13 protein-coding genes, 1 pseudogene and 1 riboswitch are annotated in these 17,914 nt (G+C 72.9%); of the genes and pseudogenes, 3 read left to right on the forward strand and 11 right to left on the reverse strand.

All coding sequences use genetic code 11. From position 1 onward, the window contains the following. The first annotated feature begins 347 nt into the window (after nt 1–347). On the forward strand, nt 348–629 hold the full coding sequence (locus IF99_RS0120270) for an HPr family phosphocarrier protein (RefSeq protein ID WP_030998018.1): 282 nt from the start codon (nt 348–350) through the stop codon (nt 627–629). 194 nt (nt 630–823) lie between these two features. Here IF99_RS0120270 and IF99_RS0120275 read toward each other — a convergent pair. The 4 genes and pseudogenes from IF99_RS0120275 to IF99_RS0120290 form a co-directional block, all read right to left on the reverse strand. After that, nucleotides 824–1,575: pseudogene (locus IF99_RS0120275) on the reverse strand (GntR family transcriptional regulator). Between the two features lie 337 nt (nt 1,576–1,912). Then, the gene (locus tag IF99_RS0120280) at nt 1,913–2,686 is read right to left on the reverse strand and encodes a M23 family metallopeptidase (protein WP_030998020.1); all 774 of its coding nucleotides are present in this window, start codon (nt 2,684–2,686) and stop codon (nt 1,913–1,915) included. A 12-nt stretch (nt 2,687–2,698) separates the two neighbouring features. Next, a riboswitch (cyclic di-AMP (ydaO/yuaA leader) is annotated at nt 2,699–2,850 on the reverse strand. 469 nt (nt 2,851–3,319) lie between these two features. Continuing rightward, the gene (locus tag IF99_RS0120285; RefSeq protein WP_420705689.1) at nt 3,320–4,705 is read right to left on the reverse strand and encodes a M16 family metallopeptidase; all 1,386 of its coding nucleotides are present in this window, start codon (nt 4,703–4,705) and stop codon (nt 3,320–3,322) included. Between the two features lie 20 nt (nt 4,706–4,725). Beyond that, on the reverse strand, nt 4,726–6,099 hold the full coding sequence (locus IF99_RS0120290) for a M16 family metallopeptidase (protein ID WP_030998022.1): 1,374 nt from the start codon (nt 6,097–6,099) through the stop codon (nt 4,726–4,728). Between the two features lie 551 nt (nt 6,100–6,650). On the opposite strand from IF99_RS0120290, the gene IF99_RS0120295 reads away from it, so the two are divergent. Beyond that, on the forward strand, nt 6,651–9,119 hold the full coding sequence (locus tag IF99_RS0120295) for a DNA gyrase/topoisomerase IV subunit A (protein ID WP_030998023.1): 2,469 nt from the start codon (nt 6,651–6,653) through the stop codon (nt 9,117–9,119). 175 nt (nt 9,120–9,294) lie between these two features. On the opposite strand, the gene IF99_RS0120300 is transcribed toward IF99_RS0120295, so the two are convergent. Further along, entirely contained in the window at nt 9,295–10,413 is a 1,119-nt protein-coding gene (locus IF99_RS0120300; protein ID WP_030998024.1) for a GTP-binding protein, read from the reverse strand. A gap of 160 nt (nt 10,414–10,573) precedes the next feature. Further along, a complete protein-coding gene (locus IF99_RS0120305; RefSeq protein WP_030998025.1) occupies nt 10,574–11,581 on the reverse strand; it encodes a LacI family DNA-binding transcriptional regulator in 1,008 nt (335 codons plus the stop codon). Between the two features lie 173 nt (nt 11,582–11,754). Here IF99_RS0120305 and IF99_RS0120310 point away from each other — a divergent pair, with 173 nt between their 5' ends. Next, nucleotides 11,755–12,699, forward strand: a complete 945-nt coding sequence (locus IF99_RS0120310; protein ID WP_030998026.1) for a sucrase ferredoxin — start codon at nt 11,755–11,757, stop codon at nt 12,697–12,699. Between the two features lie 93 nt (nt 12,700–12,792). Here the strand turns inward: IF99_RS0120310 and IF99_RS0120315 are convergent, their stop codons facing one another. The 5 genes from IF99_RS0120315 to IF99_RS0120335 are packed head-to-tail and all read right to left on the reverse strand — an operon-like array spanning nt 12,793 to nt 17,833. Beyond that, nucleotides 12,793–14,385: a cation acetate symporter gene (locus IF99_RS0120315; RefSeq protein ID WP_030998027.1), complete on the reverse strand. Its 1,593-nt coding sequence runs from the start codon at nt 14,383–14,385 to the stop codon at nt 12,793–12,795. After that, a complete protein-coding gene (locus tag IF99_RS0120320) occupies nt 14,382–14,897 on the reverse strand; it encodes a DUF485 domain-containing protein (protein ID WP_030998028.1) in 516 nt (171 codons plus the stop codon). Before IF99_RS0120320 ends, IF99_RS0120315 begins: the two co-directional genes overlap by 4 nt. A gap of 55 nt (nt 14,898–14,952) precedes the next feature. Further along, nucleotides 14,953–15,738 carry a response regulator transcription factor gene (locus IF99_RS0120325; protein WP_030998029.1) on the reverse strand — a complete coding sequence of 262 codons (786 nt, stop codon included), beginning with the start codon at nt 15,736–15,738 and terminating at the stop codon, nt 14,953–14,955. Next, complete coding sequence (locus IF99_RS0120330) at nt 15,735–17,300, reverse strand: histidine kinase (RefSeq protein ID WP_030998030.1); 1,566 nt, start codon at nt 17,298–17,300, stop codon at nt 15,735–15,737. Before IF99_RS0120330 ends, IF99_RS0120325 begins: the two co-directional genes overlap by 4 nt. Then, nucleotides 17,297–17,833, reverse strand: coding sequence for a DUF1453 family protein (locus IF99_RS0120335; RefSeq protein ID WP_030998031.1), 537 nt, complete (start codon nt 17,831–17,833; stop codon nt 17,297–17,299). Before IF99_RS0120335 ends, IF99_RS0120330 begins: the two co-directional genes overlap by 4 nt. Nucleotides 17,834–17,914 lie beyond the last annotated feature (81 nt).

The raw sequence follows: 17,914 nt of genomic DNA on the forward strand, positions 1-17,914 counted from the left end.
GCGGAGGGGGGCGGCTTGCGGAGGAGGTTGCTCCCCGACGTGACGGGCCTTCGGCGAGGGACCGCCCCCCTGTCGGGCCCGGCCGGTACAGGGGCGTGGCACGGGCGCGGCCGTGTCCCCCTGCTGCCCGCGGACACCCCTCGTACGGCCCCCGCCCCCTTGCGCCGCACCGCCCGCCGTGCCACCACGAGGGGAGAACGACTCGCGGAACGGGAAGGCCCGTACCGCGACCCCGCACCGATCCGCACCACAGGAAGACCGCACCGACCGCACCACCGGAAGCCGCACCACCACGTATCCGCTCCGGGTCCGCACGCGCGCGGGCCCCGGACCCGAAGGGCTGCACCATGGCTGAGCGTCGCGTCACCGTCGGCTGGCCGGAGGGCCTCCACGCCCGTCCCGCCTCCCTCTTCGTGCGGGCATCGACCGCCACCGGACTCCCCGTGACCGTCGCCAAGAGCGAGGGCGAAGCGGTCAACGCCCGCTCCATGCTCGCGGTGCTCGGCCTCGGCGTGCAGGGGGGCGAGGAGATCAGGCTGAGCGCGGAGGGAGAGGGGGCCGAGGAGGCTCTGGACCGGCTCGCGAAACTCGTGGCCGAAGGGCTCCAGGAACTTCCTGAAACCGTTTAGAGAATGCGCGGGTGGCCCGGACGCGCGGAATTGTTCCGCGCGGGCTTGGGCCACCCGCGCATTTCCCGGACGTGCACGCCGGTAAAGGCCCACCAAAAACACGCCCCACTACGGGCGGGGAATTCCCGCCGGGACGGCGAACGCGGCGACACCCCGGTCCCGCGTGGCGCATCCCTTTGTATACGGCCCCCGTGTTAATGCCGATGGCCCGGATTGTTTACGGGATGTTGCGAAGTCCTCACGCGGCCGGACCCGCGCCGCCTCACCACGCGGGGGCCTCCTCGGGTTCGCGCCCCGGCGGGCGGCGCGGCGGGCGCGGGCCGGGGACGCGCACGCGGTGGGCGCGGCGCGCGCGATCGGCGTGCTGCGCGGTGAGCGCGCGCGCCCGCTCCGCGTCGCCGCGCGCCACCGCGTCGACGATCGCGCCGTGCTCGGCCCAGGACTCCTGGGGATGGGCGGGCGACTCGACCACGTACATCCACGCGATCTTGTGCCGCAGCAGGGTCAGCAGCGAGGTCAGGGTCTCGCTCGCGCTGGCCTGGACGAGCGTCTCGTGGAACCAGCCGCCCAGCGAGCGCAGGTCCTCCTCCTGCCCCCGGCGCGCCCGCTCCTGCCCCAGTCTGACGAGGCCGCGCAGTACCTTGAGGTGCGCCTCGGTCCTGCGCTGCGCGGCACGCGCCGCGCACAGCGGCTCCAGGAGCAGCCTGGTCTCCAGGACGTCCACGGCCTCCTGCGCCCCCGGCTCTGCGACATGGGCCCCGGCGTGCCGCCGCGTCACCACGAAGCCCTCCGCCTCCAGCGTGCGCAGCGCCTCCCGCACCGGCACCCGGGAAACCCCGTATCTCCGCGCGAGCAATTCCTCCGTGAGCCGGCTTCCCCGCTCGTACACGCCCGAGACGATATCGTCCCTGATCGCCGTGCATACCGAGTGCGCGGGAATGCTCATGACCCGACCTCCGCATTCATCACCGCGAAACGCCGCCGTTGGGCGTCCGCGAGGTGACTCCATTAGAGCAGTGCCCCGGGAGAACAGCGAAGAATTCCTCAGGAGAGAGAGAATTCACCGGATGCCTTCGGGTTCGGCGCGCTGTTTACGGGCGGTTCGCGTCGAAAAGGGCGGGGTGCGTCGCGGCGCCGGCGCGAGCCCGCGACCCGCACGCGGAATGCCGAAAGCCCCCGGGGGGCCGGGGGCTTTCGAGTGCGCCAGGAGGGCGCGGGGCCTGCGGGGCCGAGGCGAGGACGCGCCGACGGCGCGAGGCCCGCGGGGCCGGCGCGAGGGCGGCTCAGATGTCGATGCCGTGGCCGCGCAGGTAGGCGAGCGGGTCCATGTCGGAGCCGTACTCCGGGCTCGTGCGGGCCTCGAAGTGCAGGTGAGGGCCCGTGACGTTGCCCGTGGCACCGGAGACGGCGATCTGCTGACCGGCCGTCACGCTCTGCCCGACCGCGACGGTGGCGGCGGTGAGGTGCCCGTACTGCGTGTACGTCCCGTCCTGCATCCGCAGGACCACCTCGTTGCCGTACGCGCCGCCCCAGTCGACCTTCACGACCGTCCCGGCGCCGACCGCGTGCACGCTCGTGCCGCTCGCCGCGTGGAAGTCGATGCCGGTGTGACTGCCTGACGACCACAGGGAACTGCTGGCGTGGTAACCGGTGGAGACGTACGAGCCGGGGATCGGCAGGACGAAGGTGTTGAGGCGCTCGCGCTCGGCGGCCCGCGCGGCCCGCTCCTTCGCCTCCTTCTTCCGCTCGGCCTCGCGCTTCGCCTTCGCGGCCGCCTTGCTCGCCTCGGCCGCCGCCTTCGCCTCGGCGGCGTCCTGCTCGGCGGCGGAGTGCACGAGGGACGCCTGTGTGGCGATCTCCTGGGCGACGCTGTCGAAGCCGATGACACGGGTGAGGCCGGTGTCCGGGCCCTCGTGGCTCGCGGCGTGCGCGGGGGCCGCGAGAGTGCCGACGACGGAACCGGTCGTGAGCGCGGCGAGTCCGGCCACCTTCGCTCCGGTACGGGACGCTCGGACGGCAGGGCGACGGTGCCTGCCCATGGGGCGCGTGAACGCCATGAAGCGGCTGTTCCTTTCCTTCCCTCTCGCCTACCGGGTTAGCTGACGGGTTCGGAGCAGGAAGGTCTCCTACGGACACCGGCGGACGGCGTCCGATTCACCCCATGGGACACATGGGTCCCCGGCTCCCGGGTACAAGCCCCGGAACTCGGCGAAGGCTGTCCGCTGCCGCGGGCGCGGCGCATACCTGACGAACAGCCGGAGTGACGCTAAGCGGGACAACACTTCCGCAACAACCGCAACCGCGCCTTTGTTGCTCATGCCACACCCCAGACAGGCCGTCATGCACCCAATACGGACACGGCCGCGTCCGCGGCCCGGACGGCTCCGGACCCGTGCCGGCCCCCTGAGCGCCCGTGTCCGGACAAAGCCCCACAGCCACCGCCGGTACGGACCCACTCGTCGCGGCCCCCACCGCCGCGCGCACGCCTGCCGGGCCCTCAACCGCCCGCAGTCGTCGGGCAGGAGGGAAAGCAGGCGGCCTGTGGGAGCGGGAGCGGGCACCGCCCAGCACACGACAAGCACCACCGAGCGGAACAGGCACCGCCCAGCACAGAGCCAGGCAATGCCTGCACAGGGCAGGCGCCACCGAGCGCCGCTGCCGTCCCGGTCGCGCCCGCCCCGCAGGGCATCTCAGCCCTGCACCACCGTCACCTCCCCGATCCCCAACTCCCGCACGGGGTCGGCGATCTGTGCCGCGTCTCCCACCAGGACCGTCACGAGGCGGTCCGCGGGGAAGGCGTTCACGACGGCGGCCGTGGCCTCCACCGTGCCCGTCTCGGCGAGGCGGCGGTAGAAGGCGGCCTGGTAGTCGTCGGAGAGTTGCTGCTCGACCTGGTCGGCGAGCGTGCCCGCGACGGCCGCTGCCGTCTCGTACTTGAGCGGCGCGACGCCCACGAGGTTCTGCTCGGCCGTCTCGCGCTCGGCGTCGGTGAGCCCGCCCGCCGCGAGGTCGCGCAGCACCTTCCACAGGTCGGCGAGCGCGGGCCCGGTGGACTCGGTGTCGACCGAGCCGCTGATGGCGAGGAGCGCGGCCCCCGGGGCGAGGCCCGTTCCCTCGGCCGGCCTCCCGGACCGCAGCACCTGCCCGAAGGCCCGTACCCCGTACGTGTAGCCCTTCTCCTCGCGCAGCACCCGGTCGAGGCGCGAGGTCAGCGTGCCGCCCAGGCAGTAGGTGCCGAGCACCTGCGCCGCCCACACCGGGTCGTGCCGGTCCGGTCCCGTACGGCCGATGAGGAGCTGGGTCTGCACCGAGCCCGGCCGGTCGACGATGTAGACGCGTCCGGTGTCGTCCGAGGTGATCGGGCTCATGGGCGGCGAGGCGGGGGCGGAGCCCTGCCATGTGCCGAGGCTCTCGGCGAGCAGCGCGTCGAGGTCGGCTCCCGCGAAGTCGCCGACGACGACCACGGTGGCGGTGGCCGGGTGCACGTACCGCTCGTACAGCTCCCGTACGGCCTTCGCGCCGATCGCCTCGACGGTCTCCGCCGTGCCCTGCCGGGGGCGGGAGAGGCGGCTGCCGGCCGGGAAGAGCCGCGCGAACAGCTCCTTGGCCGCGCGGCGCGCCGGGTTGGCGGCCTCGTGCGGGATCTCGTCGAGCCTGTTGCGTACCAGTCGCTCGATCTCGGACTCGGCGAAGGCGGGGGCGCGCAGGGCCTCGGCGAGGAGGTCGAGACCCTTGGCCAGGCGGGAGACCGGCACTTCGAGGGAGAGCCGGAGCCCCGCGTGGTCCGCGTGCGCGTCGAGGGTCGCGCCGCAGCGCTCCAGTTCGGCGGCGAATTCCTCGGCGGAATGCTTGTCGGTGCCCTCGGTGAAGGCGCGCGCGAGGATCGTGGCGAGGCCGTCGAGGCCCCGCGGCTCGGCGTCGAGCGGAACGTCGAGCAGCACCTCCACGGCGACGAGCTGCTGGCCCGGGCGCTCGCAGCGCAGCAGGGTCAGGCCATTGGACAGGGTGGAGCGCTCCGGTGCGGGGAAGGCCCAGGGCTTGGCGGGACCCGGCTGGGGGCGCGGGTGGAACTCCATGGTGCTCTGCACGGCTTCGCTCACTGCTGTGCCGCCTCCTCGTCCTGGTCGGTGGCCGCTTCCTCGGCGGCGGGGGTCTGCTCCGGCGCGGTGGGCTCGTAGACGAGGACCGCGCGGTTGTCCGGGCGCAGCCGGGCGGCGGCGATCTCGCGCACCTCGTCGGCGGTGACCGCGAGGAGGCGGTCCACGGCGGTGAAGGCGAGCTGCGGGTCGCCGAAGAGCACGGCGTAGCGGCAGAGCTGGTCGGCGCGGCCGGCGACGGTGTCGAGCTGGTCGAGCCACTCGCGCTCCAGCTGGGCCTGGGCGCGCTCCATCTCCTCGGCGGTGGGGCCCTCTTCGGCGAAGCGGGCCAGCTCCTCGTCCACGGCCGCCTCGATCGCGGGGATCTCGACCCCCGCGCTCGTCTTGACGTCCAGCCAGCCGAGCGAGGGGGCGCCCGCGAGCCGCAGCAGCCCGAACCCGGCCGCGACGGCCGAACGGTCGCGGCGCACGAGGCGGTTGAAGAGCCGCGAGGACTCGCCGCCGCCGAGGATGGTGAGCGCGACATCGGCGGCGTCCCCGGCGCGGGTCCCGTCCTCGGGGAGCCGGTAGGCGGCCATGAGCGCGCGCGAGGGCACGTCCTCGCGCACCGTCTCGCGCAGCTGGCCGCCCATCACGTCGGGCAGCGAGCCGTCCCGCGGCGGCTGCTTGCCGTCGTGGCCGGGGATCGAGCCGAAGTACTTCTCGACCCAGGCGAGGGTCTGCTCCGGGTCGATGTCGCCGACGACGGAGAGGACCGCGTTGTTCGGCGCGTAGTAGGTGCGGAAGAAGGCGCGGGCGTCCTCCAGGGTCGCCGCATCGAGGTCCGCCATGGAGCCGATGGGGGTGTGGTGGTAGGGGTGGCCCTCGGGGTAGGCGAGCGCGGTGAGCCGCTCGAAGGCGGTGCCGTAGGGCACGTTGTCGTACCGCTGGCGGCGCTCGTTCTTGACCACCGCGCGCTGGTTGTCCAGGGACTCCAGGTCGAGCGCGGTGAGCAGGGAGCCCATGCGGTCGGCCTCCAGCCACAGCGCGAGCTCCAGCTGGTTCGACGGCATGGTCTCGAAGTAGTTGGTGCGCTCGAAGCTCGTCGTGCCGTTGAGGGAGCCGCCCGCGCCCTGGACCAGCTCGAAGTGCCCGTTCCCCTTGACCTGCGCGGAGCCCTGGAACATCAGGTGCTCGAAGAGGTGGGCGAGGCCGGTGCGTCCCGCCACCTCGTGGCGCGAGCCGACGTCGTACCAGAGGCAGACGGCCGCCACCGGGGTCAGGTGATCCTCGGAGAGGACCACGCGCAGTCCGTTGGCGAGCCGGTGCTCCGTCGCGGTCAGACCGCCGGAGCCGGCCCGCTCGGTGGCCGTGTCACCCATGGGCATGTACATCCCTTCGTGTCGCCGAACCGCTCGTGGCCGCCGCGAGGCGCCGGGGCGTGCTCGTCGTACAGCTGTCGAGTCGGAGCGCTGTTGTCTCGTCGCGCTGTCACTCTATGCAACCGCACCGACGAGCGGGGAAGTTCCCGCCTCCGGACTTCTTCCCCACGGATCGGCGCAGGGGGCGCACGGGAGTCGTTCGCGCCCACGCCACGCGCCGGTCGGGTACGTACCCGCGCGCCGCTCCGGTACGCGCGGAGGAGGCGGGCGGCGCCGTACGAAGTGGACACGCCGCCCGCCGCCTCGCGGCAGGTACGAACGGCGAGGGAGGACACGCCGAAGCGGGCGCCGCCGCTCGCTCCCGGGACCGGCGCGACCCCCGTGCGACGGAGGTCGGCGCCCTCGCCGGAAGTGCCCCCTCGCTCCGGCTCCGTGGGCCCGCGACGGCTTCCGCGGACGGGTCGAGGTCGGGACTGTCGGCGCGGCGGTCCACAATGGTCCGCGTCAGTACAGCCGCAGTACAGCCGATGCCGTGACGAGAACGCGAAGGAGCCGCAGCAGCGATGGCCCGCCGCAGCACGAAAACCCCGTCTCGGGGCACCTCCCGGGCCGACGAGGCAGACTTCGAGGAGAGAATCCTCGACATCGACGTCGTCGACGAGATGCAGAGCTCCTACCTGGAGTACGCGTACTCCGTGATCTACTCCCGGGCCCTCCCCGACGCCCGGGACGGCCTGAAGCCGGTGCAGCGACGCATCGTCTACCAGATGAACGAGATGGGTCTGCGGCCCGAGCGCGGCTACGTCAAGTGCGCGCGCGTCGTCGGCGAGGTGATGGGCAAGCTCCACCCGCACGGGGACGCCTCCATCTACGACGCGCTCGTCCGCATGGCGCAGTCCTTCTCCATGCGGGTCCCGCTCGTCGACGGGCACGGCAACTTCGGCTCGCTGGGCAACGACGACCCGCCGGCCGCCATGCGGTACACCGAGTCCCGCATGGCCGACGCGGCGATGCTGATGACGGAGTCGATCGACGAGAACACCGTCGACTTCGCGCCCAACTACGACGGCCAGGAGCAGGAGCCCCTCACCCTCCCGGCCGCCTACCCGAACCTGCTGGTCAACGGCGCCTCCGGGATCGCCGTCGGTATGGCGACGAACATGGCGCCGCACAACCTCGGCGAGGTCGTCGCCGCCGCGCGCCACCTGATCCGCCATCCGAACGCGGATCTCGACACGCTCATGAAGTACGTGCCGGGACCCGACCTGCCCACCGGCGGGCGCATCGTGGGCCTCGCGGGCATCCGCGACGCCTACGCGAACGGGCGCGGCAGCTTCAAGACCCGCGCCACCGTCGCGGTGGAGAACGTGACGGCGCGCCGCAAGGGCCTCGTGGTGACGGAACTGCCGTTCACGGTGGGCCCCGAGAAGGTCATCGCGAAGATCAAGGACCTCGTCGGCTCGAAGAAGCTCCAGGGCATCGCGGACGTCAAGGACCTCACCGACCGCGAGCACGGACTGCGACTCGTCATCGAGATCAAGAACGGCTTCGTGCCCGAGGCCGTGCTCGAACAGCTCTACAAGCTGACGCCGATGGAGGAGTCCTTCGGCATCAACAACGTGGCCCTCGTGGACGGTCAGCCGCTCACGCTCGGCCTCAAGGAGATGCTGGAGGTCTACCTCGACCACCGCTTCTCCGTCGTGCGGCGGCGCAGCGAGTTCCGGCGCGCGAAGCGCATGGACCGGCTGCACCTCGTGGAGGGCCTGCTCGTCGCGCTCGTCGACATCGACGAGGTCATCCGCCTCATCCGCTCCAGCGAGAACTCGGCGGAGGCGAAGCAGCGGCTCATCGAGCGCTTCTCGCTGAGCGAGACGCAGACGCAGTACATCCTCGACACCCCGCTGCGCCGGCTCACCAAGTTCGACCGGATTGAACTGGAGTCCGAGCGCGACCGCCTCAACGCCGAGATCCAGGAGCTGACGGCGATCCTCGAATCGGACGCCGAACTGCGCAAGCTCGTCTCCGGCGAACTCGCGGCCGTGGCGAAGAAGTACGGGACGCCGCGCCGCACCGTGCTCCTCGAATCGGGGGACGCCCCGGTCACGGCGATCCCGCTCCAGGTCGCCGACGACCCCTGCCGCGTCCTGCTCTCCTCGACCGGCGTCATCGCGCGTACGCCGGGCACCGAGCCCTTGCAGGAGGGCTCCGCCAAGCGCGCCAAGCATGACGTGATCCGTTCCGCCGTGCCCGCGACGGCACGCGGCGAGGTCGGCGCGGTCACCTCGGCGGGGCGGCTGCTGCGCATCACGGTCGTGGACCTGCCGCAACTCGCCGACGGGGCGGGCCCCTCGCTCGTCGGCGGGGCACCCGTGGCGGAGTTCGTACAGCTTGAGGACGACGAGACGCTCGTGTGCCTGTGCACGCTGGACGAGTCCTCGCCGGGGCTCGCCATCGGCACGGCGCAGGGCGTCGTGAAGCGGGTCGTGCCCGACTACCCGGCCAACCGCGATGAGCTGGAGGTCATCACGCTGCGCGAGGGGGACCGCATCGTGGGGGCCGCCGAGTTGCGCACGGGCGAGGAGGACCTCGTCTTCATCACGGACGACGCGCAACTGCTGCGCTTCCAGGCCTCAGCGGTACGGCCCCAGGGCCGCCCGGCGGGCGGGGTCGCCGGGGTCAAGCTCGCCGAGGGCGCCAAGGTGCTCTCCTTCGACGTCGTCGACCCGGCGGTCGACGCGGCCGTCTTCACGGTGGCCGGCTCGCGCGGCACCCTCGACGACTCGGTGCAGACGACCGCGAAGCTCACCCCGTTCGACCAGTTCCCCCGCAAGGGCCGGGCGACCGGCGGGGTGCGCTGCCAGCGCTTCCTCAAGGGCGAGGACTGCCTCAGCTTCGCCTGGGCGGGGCCGGTACCGGCCCGCGCTGCCCAGCGCAACGGCGCCCCGGCGACGCTGCCCGAGCCCGACCCGCGCCGCGACGGCTCCGGCGTCTCGCTCGACAAGCCGGTCGCCGCGGTGGCGGGACCGGCCTGACCGGAGGCCGCCGTCCGCGTGCTCGTCCACGGCCTGCCGTGCGTACGGGCCGTGGGCGGCGGGCCTGCTCCGGGGAGGCGGGCCGGTCTGGGCAGCAGCCCGGCGTCCGGCGAGGGCGGCCGGGCGCCTGGAGGGGACGGCCAGGTCCCGTCGAAGGCGCGCCCTCCGGCTCCGGCTAGGGCGTGAACTCCGGCTCCTCCGCGAGATCCGCCTCCGGGTCCCGCACGTACCTCAGTACGCCCCACATACGGCGCTGGCCGTCCGCGTCCGCTCCCCCGGCGAGGCTCAACGCGTCGGGCGCGGCGGCGAGTTCCTCCTCGCGGCAGGCGTCGAGTTCCTGGGCGACGCGTGCCGCGTCGATCCCGGCGCCGATGAGGACGAGTTCGGTGCGGCGGGGCGCGGCCTCGGGCCAGGGCTCGGGGGTGAAGCGCAGGAAGCGGCCCACGGCGTGCACGCCGTAGCGGTGGAGCGGATCCGCGGCGCCGAAGTCCACGTAGCCCTTGATCCGGTAGAGGCCCTCGGGCCGCCGCTCCAGGAAGGACATGAGGCGTACGGGATCGAGCGGGACCTCGTAGGTCCGCGCCACGCTCTCGTACCCCTCGTGCAGGTGAGGTGCGGGCTCCTCCTCGGCGCGCAGGTCGTCGAAGGAGAGCTGCCCGCGCCGCTCGGTCACGGGACGGCGGTCGAAGAGCAGTTCCGGGTCGAGGCGGCCGTGCGTGACGGGTACGACGGCGGCACCGCGCGCCAGGTCCCGTACCTCCGCGAGCAGTTCGGCGCGTGCGGTGGCGGTGACCCGGTCGGTCTTGTTGAGGACGACGAGGTCGGCGACGGCGAGCCGTGTGCCGAGGCCGGGGTGCCGCGCGCGCGTGGCGGGGAACTCGGCCGCGTCGACGACCTCCACGAGCCCGCCGTAGACGAGCCGCGGATTGTCACCGGCGAGCACCATACGGACCAGCTCGGCCGGTTCCGCGAGCCCGCTCGCCTCGATGACGACCAGATCGACGCGCAGCCCTGGGGCGGTGAGCCGGGCGAGCTGTTCGTCCAGTTCGCTCACGTCGACCGCGCAGCACAGGCAGCCGTTCCCGAGCGAGACCGTTGAACCGGCCTGTCCGGCGACGGCCATCGCGTCGATCTCGATACTGCCGAAGTCGTTGACGAGCACCGCGATCCGGCTGCCCCTGCTGCTGTGGAGCAAGTGGTTGAGCACCGTGGTCTTCCCGGCCCCGAGGAACCCGGAAAGCACCACGACGGGGATCTGCCGCGGGGCGGCGCGCTCTTGTTCGTCCGCTGTCACCGTCCCAGCCTACGAACCGCTCCCCGCCGCTCGTCCGCTCGCCCCACCCGCACACCCGAGCCGGGCCCGGCTCGGGGACGCCCATGGGCTCACGCCAGGGTCCGGCGCGGGATTCGGCACGCGTCGCGGCGCGGGTGCCGCACCGGCTTCGGCGCGCGGTTCAGCGGGGCGCCTGCCCCGTCGAGCCCCTGACGACCAGCTCCGGCTCGAACAACAGCTCCTCGGCCGTCGCCGTCGCCCCCGCGATCTGCACCGCGAGCAGGTCGACCGCGGCACGCCCCATCGCCTCGATGGGCTGGCGCACGGTCGTGAGCGGGGGCTCCGTGCAGTTCATGAAGGCGGAGTCGTCGAAGCCCACGACGGAGACCTCGTCCGGCACCGACAGTCCGCGCCGCTTCGCCGCGCGGATCGCGCCGAGCGCGTAGGGGTCGCTTGCACACACGAAACCGGTGACGCCCTGGTCGAGGAGCCGGGTCGCGGCGGCCTGCCCGCCCTCCAGTGAGAACATCGCGCGGACGACGTGCGCCTCGGGCAGTTCGCGGCCCTCCGCGGCGGCGAGTTGCCGGGCGGCGGCGAGCTTGCGCTGCGAGGGCACGTGGTCGGCCGGGCCGAGGACGAGACCGATGCGCTCGTGGCCGAGCGAGGAGAGGTGCCGCCACGCCTGCTCGACGGCGACCGCGTCGTCGCAGGAGACGCCGGGAAAACCGAGCTGATCGATCGCCGCGTTGATGAGCACGACGGGGATGCGGCGCTCCGCGAGCCGGCGGTAGTGGTCGTGCGGCGCCTCGGCCTGCGCGTACAGCCCCCCGGCGAAGACCACCCCGGAGACCTGCTGCTGCAGGAGGAGATCGACGTAGTCGGCCTCCGAGACCCCGCCCTTGGTCTGCGTGCACAGGACCGGTGTGAGGCCCTGCTGCGCGAGCGCCCCGCCGATGACCTCGGCGAAGGCGGGGAAGATCGGGTTCTGCAACTCGGGCAGAACGAGACCGACGAGGCGGGCCCGCTCCCCGCGCAACTGCGTGGGCCGCTCGTAGCCGAGCACGTCGAGCGCCGAGAGCACCGCTTGGCGCGTGTTTTCCGACACCCCGGGCTTGCCGTTGAGGACCCGGCTCACCGTGGCCTCACTGACTCCGACCTTCTGGGCCACTTGGGCGAGTCGACGCGTCATGGCCGAAAGATTAGCGCAAGGAGCGCAAGCGATTTGCGGGAATCCTGAAAATTTCACCGTTGGCTTCCGCCGGATTCTGCTCGCCGCGCTGCGCACCGTGCGCACGGAACCCGACAGCCCTTCCCGCGCCGCCTGAGGGACGGCCCCGTTCACCTGCGGTTAGGCTCGCCTTCGTGAGTATCTGCGCCACCGCCTCTCGTGCCCTCGGCGAGCCCCTCGCCGGGACGGCGGCCACCGCCCGCACCTGGCTCCTCATCGAACAACCGGGCCCGTGGGGTGCCAAGGCCCTGACCTCCAGCCGCCTCGATCCCGCCCTGGGAAGGCGCCTGGAGGAGGCCGCGCGCGATACCGGCGTGCGCCTCGGACTCATCCGCCGCCCCGGCCGCACTCCGCCCACCCCCGCGCGCCGCGTCTTCGCCGCGCACGTCGTACCCGGGCAGGGCTGGGTGCACGAGGCGAGCATCGCCTCCGACGAGGCCGCGGAACGACTCCTCGGCCTGGATCTGAAGGCCCTCGGCGCGGGCGACGCCACCTCCTTCCTCGACCCCGCCGACGGCCTCGCCGGCACCCCCTACACGGGCGCCCCGCTCGTCTGCGTCTGCGCCAACGGCAAGCGCGACCGCTGCTGCGCGCTCCTCGGCCGCCCCCTCGCGGCCGAACTGCACGCGGCGGGCACCGAGGGGGTCTGGGAGGTCACGCACCTCGGCGGCCACCGCTTCTCCCCCACGCTGCTCGTCCTCCCCTACGGCTACGCCTACGGGCGCGCGGACGCCGCCCTGGCCCGCACCGCCCAGCGCGCCGCCGCCTCGGGCCGCGTCCACCTCGACGGCTGCCGGGGCCGCTCCGTGTGGGAACGCCCCGAGCAGGCGGCCGAGTTGGCGGTACGGGCCGAGACCGGCGAGGAGCGCGCCGAGGCACTGACCCTGCACACCCTGCCGCCGGGTGAGGGCTCCGCGGCGCACCTCGTCCGCGTGGACCACGGCGACGGCCGCCGCTGGACGGCCGAGGTGGTGCGTACGGTCGCCGAGGACGCGCGCCCGGAGAGCTGCGGCGCGGCCCCCGCCCGCACGGCCGGTTTCGAGGTCGTACGGCTGACGGCCCAAGCCTCCTCGCGCTGAACGCCGCTACGGGTGCGGGCGCCCCCCCTCGTGGAGAAGGACGCCCGCACCCGTAGGCCCGCGGCCCGCCGCGCCCGGCCGACGGGGTGACGCTCAGACCGCTCCCGCCCCGGTGAGGGAGCGGACCTCGGTCTCCGCGTGCCGGGCCTCGTCCGGCTCCTCCTTGGACGTGACCGTCCCGATCCACCCGAAGAGGAAACCGAGCGGGATGGAGACGAGGCCCGGGTTCTCCAGCGGGAAGAGATGGAAGTCGACGCCCGAGACGATGGAGTCGGGGCCGCCGGAGACGACGGGCGAGAAGAGCACGAGCAACAGCGCGGGCACGAGTCCTCCGTAGACGGACCAGACCCCGCCCCGCATCGTGAACCGGCGCCAGAAGAGCGAGTAGAGCAGGATCGGCAGATTCGCCGAGGCCGCGACCGCGAAGGCGAGGCCCACGAGGAAGGCGACGTTGAGGTTGCTCACGAGCAGACTCAGCGCGATCGCGAGCACTCCGATACCGACCGCGGCGAGCCGCGCCACGGCCACCTCGCTGCGCTGCTTGCGCCCGGCGCGGCGCAGCGTCGCGTACAGGTCGTGGGCGACGGAGGCGGAGGAGGCGAGAGTGATGCCCGCGACAACGGCGAGGATCGTCGCGAAGGCGACCGCCGCGACCACGGCGAAGAGGACCGTGCCGCCCGTGGAGTTCTCACCGCCGCCGAGGTCGAGGGCGAGCAGCGGGATCGCCGTGTTCCCGGCCGCGTTGGAGCGCCGCACCTCGTCCGAGCCGACGACCGCCGCGGCGCCGAAGCCCAGGATGATCGTCATGAGGTAGAAGGCGCCGATGAGCCCGATCGACCACACCACCGAACGCCGCGCCGCGCGCGCCGTGGGCACGGTGTAGAAGCGCGACAGGATGTGCGGCAGCCCCGCCGTGCCGAGCACCAGGGCGAGACCGAGGCTGATGAAGTCGAAGCGGGAGGTCCAGTCCCCGCCGTACTTCAGGCCCGGCTTGAGGAAGTCCATGCCGTGGCCGCTGCGTTCGGCGGCGCTCTTGAGGAGCTGGTTCACATCGCCGTGGAAGCGGAGCAGGACCAGGACGGTCAGAGCGATGGCACCGGCCATCAGGAGCACGGCCTTGACGATCTGGATCCACGTCGTGGCCCGCATCCCACCGAACGAGACGTAGATGATCATGAGCGCGCCGACCCCGATGACGGTCCAGACCCGGGCCGCCCCGCTCGTGCCCCCGAGGAGCAGGGCCACCAGGGAGCCCGCGCCGACCATCTGCGCGACGAGATAGAGCACCGAGACGGTGACCGAGGCGGCCCCGGTCGCGACCCGCAGCCGCGGCGCGCTCATCCGCGCGGCCACCACGTCCGCCAGGGTGAACCTGCCGCAGTTGCGCACCAGTTCGGCGACGAGCAGCAGAACAACGAGCCAGGCCACGAGGAAGCCGACCGAGTAGAGCAACCCGTCGTAGCCGACGAGCGCGATGAGGCCCGCGATGCCGAGGAAGGAGGCGGCGGACATGTAGTCCCCCGCGATGGCGAAGCCGTTCTCCATCGGCGTGAAGAGCCGGCCACCGGCGTAGAACTCCTCGGCGGAACCGTGCCTGTTGCGGCTGACCCAGGTCGTGATGCCCAGGGTGACCACTACGAAGGCGCTGAACAACAGCAGCGCCAGGGTCTCGTGGTTGCTGCTCAACGCCGCACTCCTCGCGTCATTTCCTGGGTGTCCCAGCGCAGTTCGAGAGCCGCCCGGTCCCGCCGCAGCCGGGCGTGACGCGCATAGGCCCAGGTCAGCAGGAAGGTCGTGGCGAACTGCGCGAGCCCCGCCACCATCGCCACGTTGATCACCCCGGCGACCGGCCGCCCCATGAGGTCCGGCGCCATCGTCGCGGCGATCACATAGGCGACGTACCAGAGGAAGAACGCCGCGGCAGCCGGGAAGGCGAAGCTGCGATAACGGCGACGCACTTCCTGGAAAGCGGGGCTGTGCTGCACCTCCAGGTAGACGTCCGCCGCCCGACGGGCCGGCTCCGGCTCGGAGGCGGGTGCGGGAATGACGGGCGTCGAGGCTCCGACACCGTCCACCCCGCCCCAGCCGGAGGCGAGCGAATCCCGCCAGGGGTCGTCGAGCCGGACCTGTCCGGCTTCACGACCATCGTGCTTTTCCACCGAACTCTCCTTGTCCGCGGCGAGCTGAGCCGCGAGCACAAGAATGAGCAGTGCGGAAAGACCCGAGACGCCTGGGACCGGAAATTTCACCCTTTCAGGTGAGAGAGGAACCTGGTGGCGTAACTATCCCGTGCAGATAGGCATATCGGACGGCCTGGGCGCGATCACGAAGGCCCGCCTTGGCGAACAGATTGTTGATGTGGGTCTTCACCGTGGCGGCTGACACATGGAGCGCGCGTGCGATGTCCGCGTTGCTCAGGCCCTGCGCGATGAGCGCCAGCACCTCGGCCTCCCGCGCCGTCAGCCCATCCGGCGGCACAGACCCCGCGGAGCCCGGCGGTCGGACCGCCGCACGCCCCGCCACCGCGTCTCCCCCGCTCCCGTCCGCCGCCCGGCCAGGCGTCCCCTCTCCCGGTCGGCCGGACGCCCCGGGCGGCGCCGAAGGATCCGCCGCGGTCTCGTCCGCGATGCGGTCGAGAAGGCGCCGCTGAATCCCGGGAGCGAGCCCCGCCTCGCCGGACAGCACGTCCTCGATGGCACGCACGATCTCCTCGCCCCCCGCGTCCTTCGTGAGGTAGCCCCTGGCCCCCGCGCGCAGGGCCGGGAAGAGATCCTGGTCGTCGGCGTACGTGGTCAGTACGACAACCTGCGTCCCCGGGTACTCCGCCCGGATCCTGCGCGTGGCCTGCACTCCGTCGCAGCGCGGCATCCGCAGGTCCATCAGGACGACGTCCGGGGCGAGCTCCCCGACAAGCCGGACGGCCTCGTCCCCGTCCCGTGCCGAGCCCACCACCTCGATCCCCGGCAGCAGACCGAGCAGCATCACGATGCCCTCGCGTACCACCGACTGGTCGTCGGCCACCACCACCCGCGCGTTCACGCCGGAACCCTCAGTCGCACCACGAAGCCTTCCTCACCGTCCTCCGGGGGGCCTGCCGACAGCGTCCCACCCAGCAGTTCGGCCCGCTCCCGCATGCCTCTCACACCGTAGCCGCTGCCACTCGCCGCCAAATCGGGAACCCCGAGGTCGTCCGGCCCCACCCTGCTTCCCCCGCCCCGCACACCTTCCGGGCCCACCGGTCCCGCCGCCCCCTCCCCGGCTGCCAGGCGCGTTCCGCCTTCCGCACCCGCGGCCCGCTCCTCGCCGCGCTCCACCCCTTCGTAGCGCCCGGCCGGCTCGCCCCGCCCAGCCGTCTGTGGGCCCTCGCTCCGCTCACCGCCGCCGTCCCCGGCGAGGCCCTCACCGCGCTTGGCCCCGGCCAAGCTCTCACCACTGCCGTCCCCGCCCAGGCCCTCACCACGCCCGGTCCCGTCGAAGCCGCGCCCGGTCCCGCGCAAGCTCTCGTCACGCCCGTCGAAGCCCCCGCCGCCTTCGGAGTGCTCACGCCGGGCACCCCGCTCCCCCCACGTCTGTCGTCCGGGCCCGTTGCGGACCTCCAGCTCGACGGCCTCCGGCCCGTAGACAAGACGCAGCCGTGGTCGCGCGCCCGGCGCGTGCTTGCGCACGTTGGTCAGCGCCTCCTGCGCGACCCTCCGCAGCGTCTGCCCCGCCTCCGCGGCGACGGGCCGCGCCTCGCCCTCGACCCGCAGCACCGTGCCCTCCCGCGCGGCCAGCTCGGCGAGTGCCTCGGCCACGGGAGCCATGTCGCCGCGCAGGGCGGAGAGCGCCTGCCGGGTCTCCTCCAGCCCTTCCCGGGCCATTCCCCGTGCCGCGACGACCCGCTCCAGGACCTGCTGGCGGTCGGCGCCCCGTTCGAGCTGGATTCTGGCCGCCTCCAGGTGCACGAGCTGTGCGGAGAGGCTGTGGGCGAGTACGTCGTGTATCTCCCTGGCGATCCTGGCCCGCTCCGCGAGCGCCGCGGATTCGGCACGCGCCGCCTGGCTCGCCCCCTCCTCGATGAGCAGGCGGTGCGCGGCCCCCCGCGCCTCCGCGTCGAGCCTCATCACAAGCCCGGCCAGGACGAGCCCGCCACAGGTGACCAGTGTCGCGATCCAGTCGTCCCGGTCCGTCACGAAGTACGCACCGAGCCCCAGCATCGCGGCCGCGCCGCCCCAGCCGAGGGGCAGCCTCTGCAGCGCGACGACCGCCGCCAGGCACCACAGCACGGACGAGGCGGGGTGCCAGTCGAGACCGTAGAAACCGGCCCCCGCGAGGAGGACGGCCGCCATGCAGGAGACGGCCGCCCGGAGCTGGTGTTCACCGGTCACCCGGAAGAACCGTCGCAGGGCCACGAGCGCGAGGCCGAGCAGAACGAGACCGCCGATCACCGGGACCGGTCCCGCGTCCGGGTGGAGCTGGTGGCTGACCCACAGGAGGAAGCCCAGGAGCGTGACCCGGACTCCCCTGGTCGCGGCCGTACGAGCGCCGCTCTCCACCCAGCGGCGGCTCTCCCGCGAGAGCGCCTCGCGCGAGGGCCAGACCGACCAGACGTCCTTCCTCATACACGGTCCTTCGGGCGGGCTGCGCGGTCGTACCGGCGAGCCGGCTTCGGTGTTCCGGAACCCTCACCGTACGTCGGCCCGAGAAGCGCGGCCCGGCGATTGAGGAGCAGCCCGCGGGCGAGGAAGGTCGCGGCCAGACCCAGGAGGAGGACGGGTGTGTGCTGCGTTGTCCCGAGCGAGGAACCCACCCCGTAGAGCGCGACCCGTACCAGGATGCTGCCGCACCACACGGCGCCCGCCATCTTCGTACCGGCGGACCACAGACTCCCGTCCTCCTCCCGCCAGACCCGAGAGGTCCACGCCCAGGCGGCACCGGTGAGCAGGCCGGCGAGCACGTTGAGCAGGATGAGGGCGACCGCCACGGAAGGGTGTGCGTCATCGACGAGCCCGGGCTCGCGCAGCGCGACGACGGCGAGGATGACGGGCAGCAGCCATGGGCGCCGACCGCCGTCGATGCGCTGGGCCCGGAACAGCCTGAACGCGATGAGGACGACCGCCGCCACGATCAGCAGGATCTCCAGGGCCCCGGACATGTGCGCCTCCATAGGTCGGGGGGTGTCTCGAACACCACCGAAACTACGGAAGGGGCCTGGTCAGGGGATCGGAGCCAGGGT

It is taken from the genome of Streptomyces sp. NRRL F-5630 (assembly GCF_000719475.1).
Classification (GTDB): Bacteria; Actinomycetota; Actinomycetes; order Streptomycetales; family Streptomycetaceae; genus Streptomyces.

Bases quoted from the DNA above. Each gene is read 5' to 3' on its own strand.
- IF99_RS0120335 (WP_030998031.1), bottom strand. From the start codon at position 17,833: ATGTCCGGGGCCCTGGAGATCCTGCTGATCGTGGCGGCGGTCGTCCTC.
- IF99_RS0120290 (WP_030998022.1), bottom strand. From the start codon at position 6,099: ATGTACATGCCCATGGGTGACACGGCCACCGAGCGGGCCGGCTCCGGC.
- IF99_RS0120285 (WP_420705689.1), bottom strand. From the start codon at position 4,705: ATGGAGTTCCACCCGCGCCCCCAGCCGGGTCCCGCCAAGCCCTGGGCC.
- IF99_RS0120280 (WP_030998020.1), bottom strand. From the start codon at position 2,686: ATGGCGTTCACGCGCCCCATGGGCAGGCACCGTCGCCCTGCCGTCCGA.
- IF99_RS0120270 (WP_030998018.1), top strand. From the start codon at position 348: ATGGCTGAGCGTCGCGTCACCGTCGGCTGGCCGGAGGGCCTCCACGCC.
- IF99_RS0120330 (WP_030998030.1), bottom strand. From the start codon at position 17,300: ATGAGGAAGGACGTCTGGTCGGTCTGGCCCTCGCGCGAGGCGCTCTCG.
- IF99_RS0120305 (WP_030998025.1), bottom strand. From the start codon at position 11,581: ATGACGCGTCGACTCGCCCAAGTGGCCCAGAAGGTCGGAGTCAGTGAG.
- IF99_RS0120295 (WP_030998023.1), top strand. From the start codon at position 6,651: ATGGCCCGCCGCAGCACGAAAACCCCGTCTCGGGGCACCTCCCGGGCC.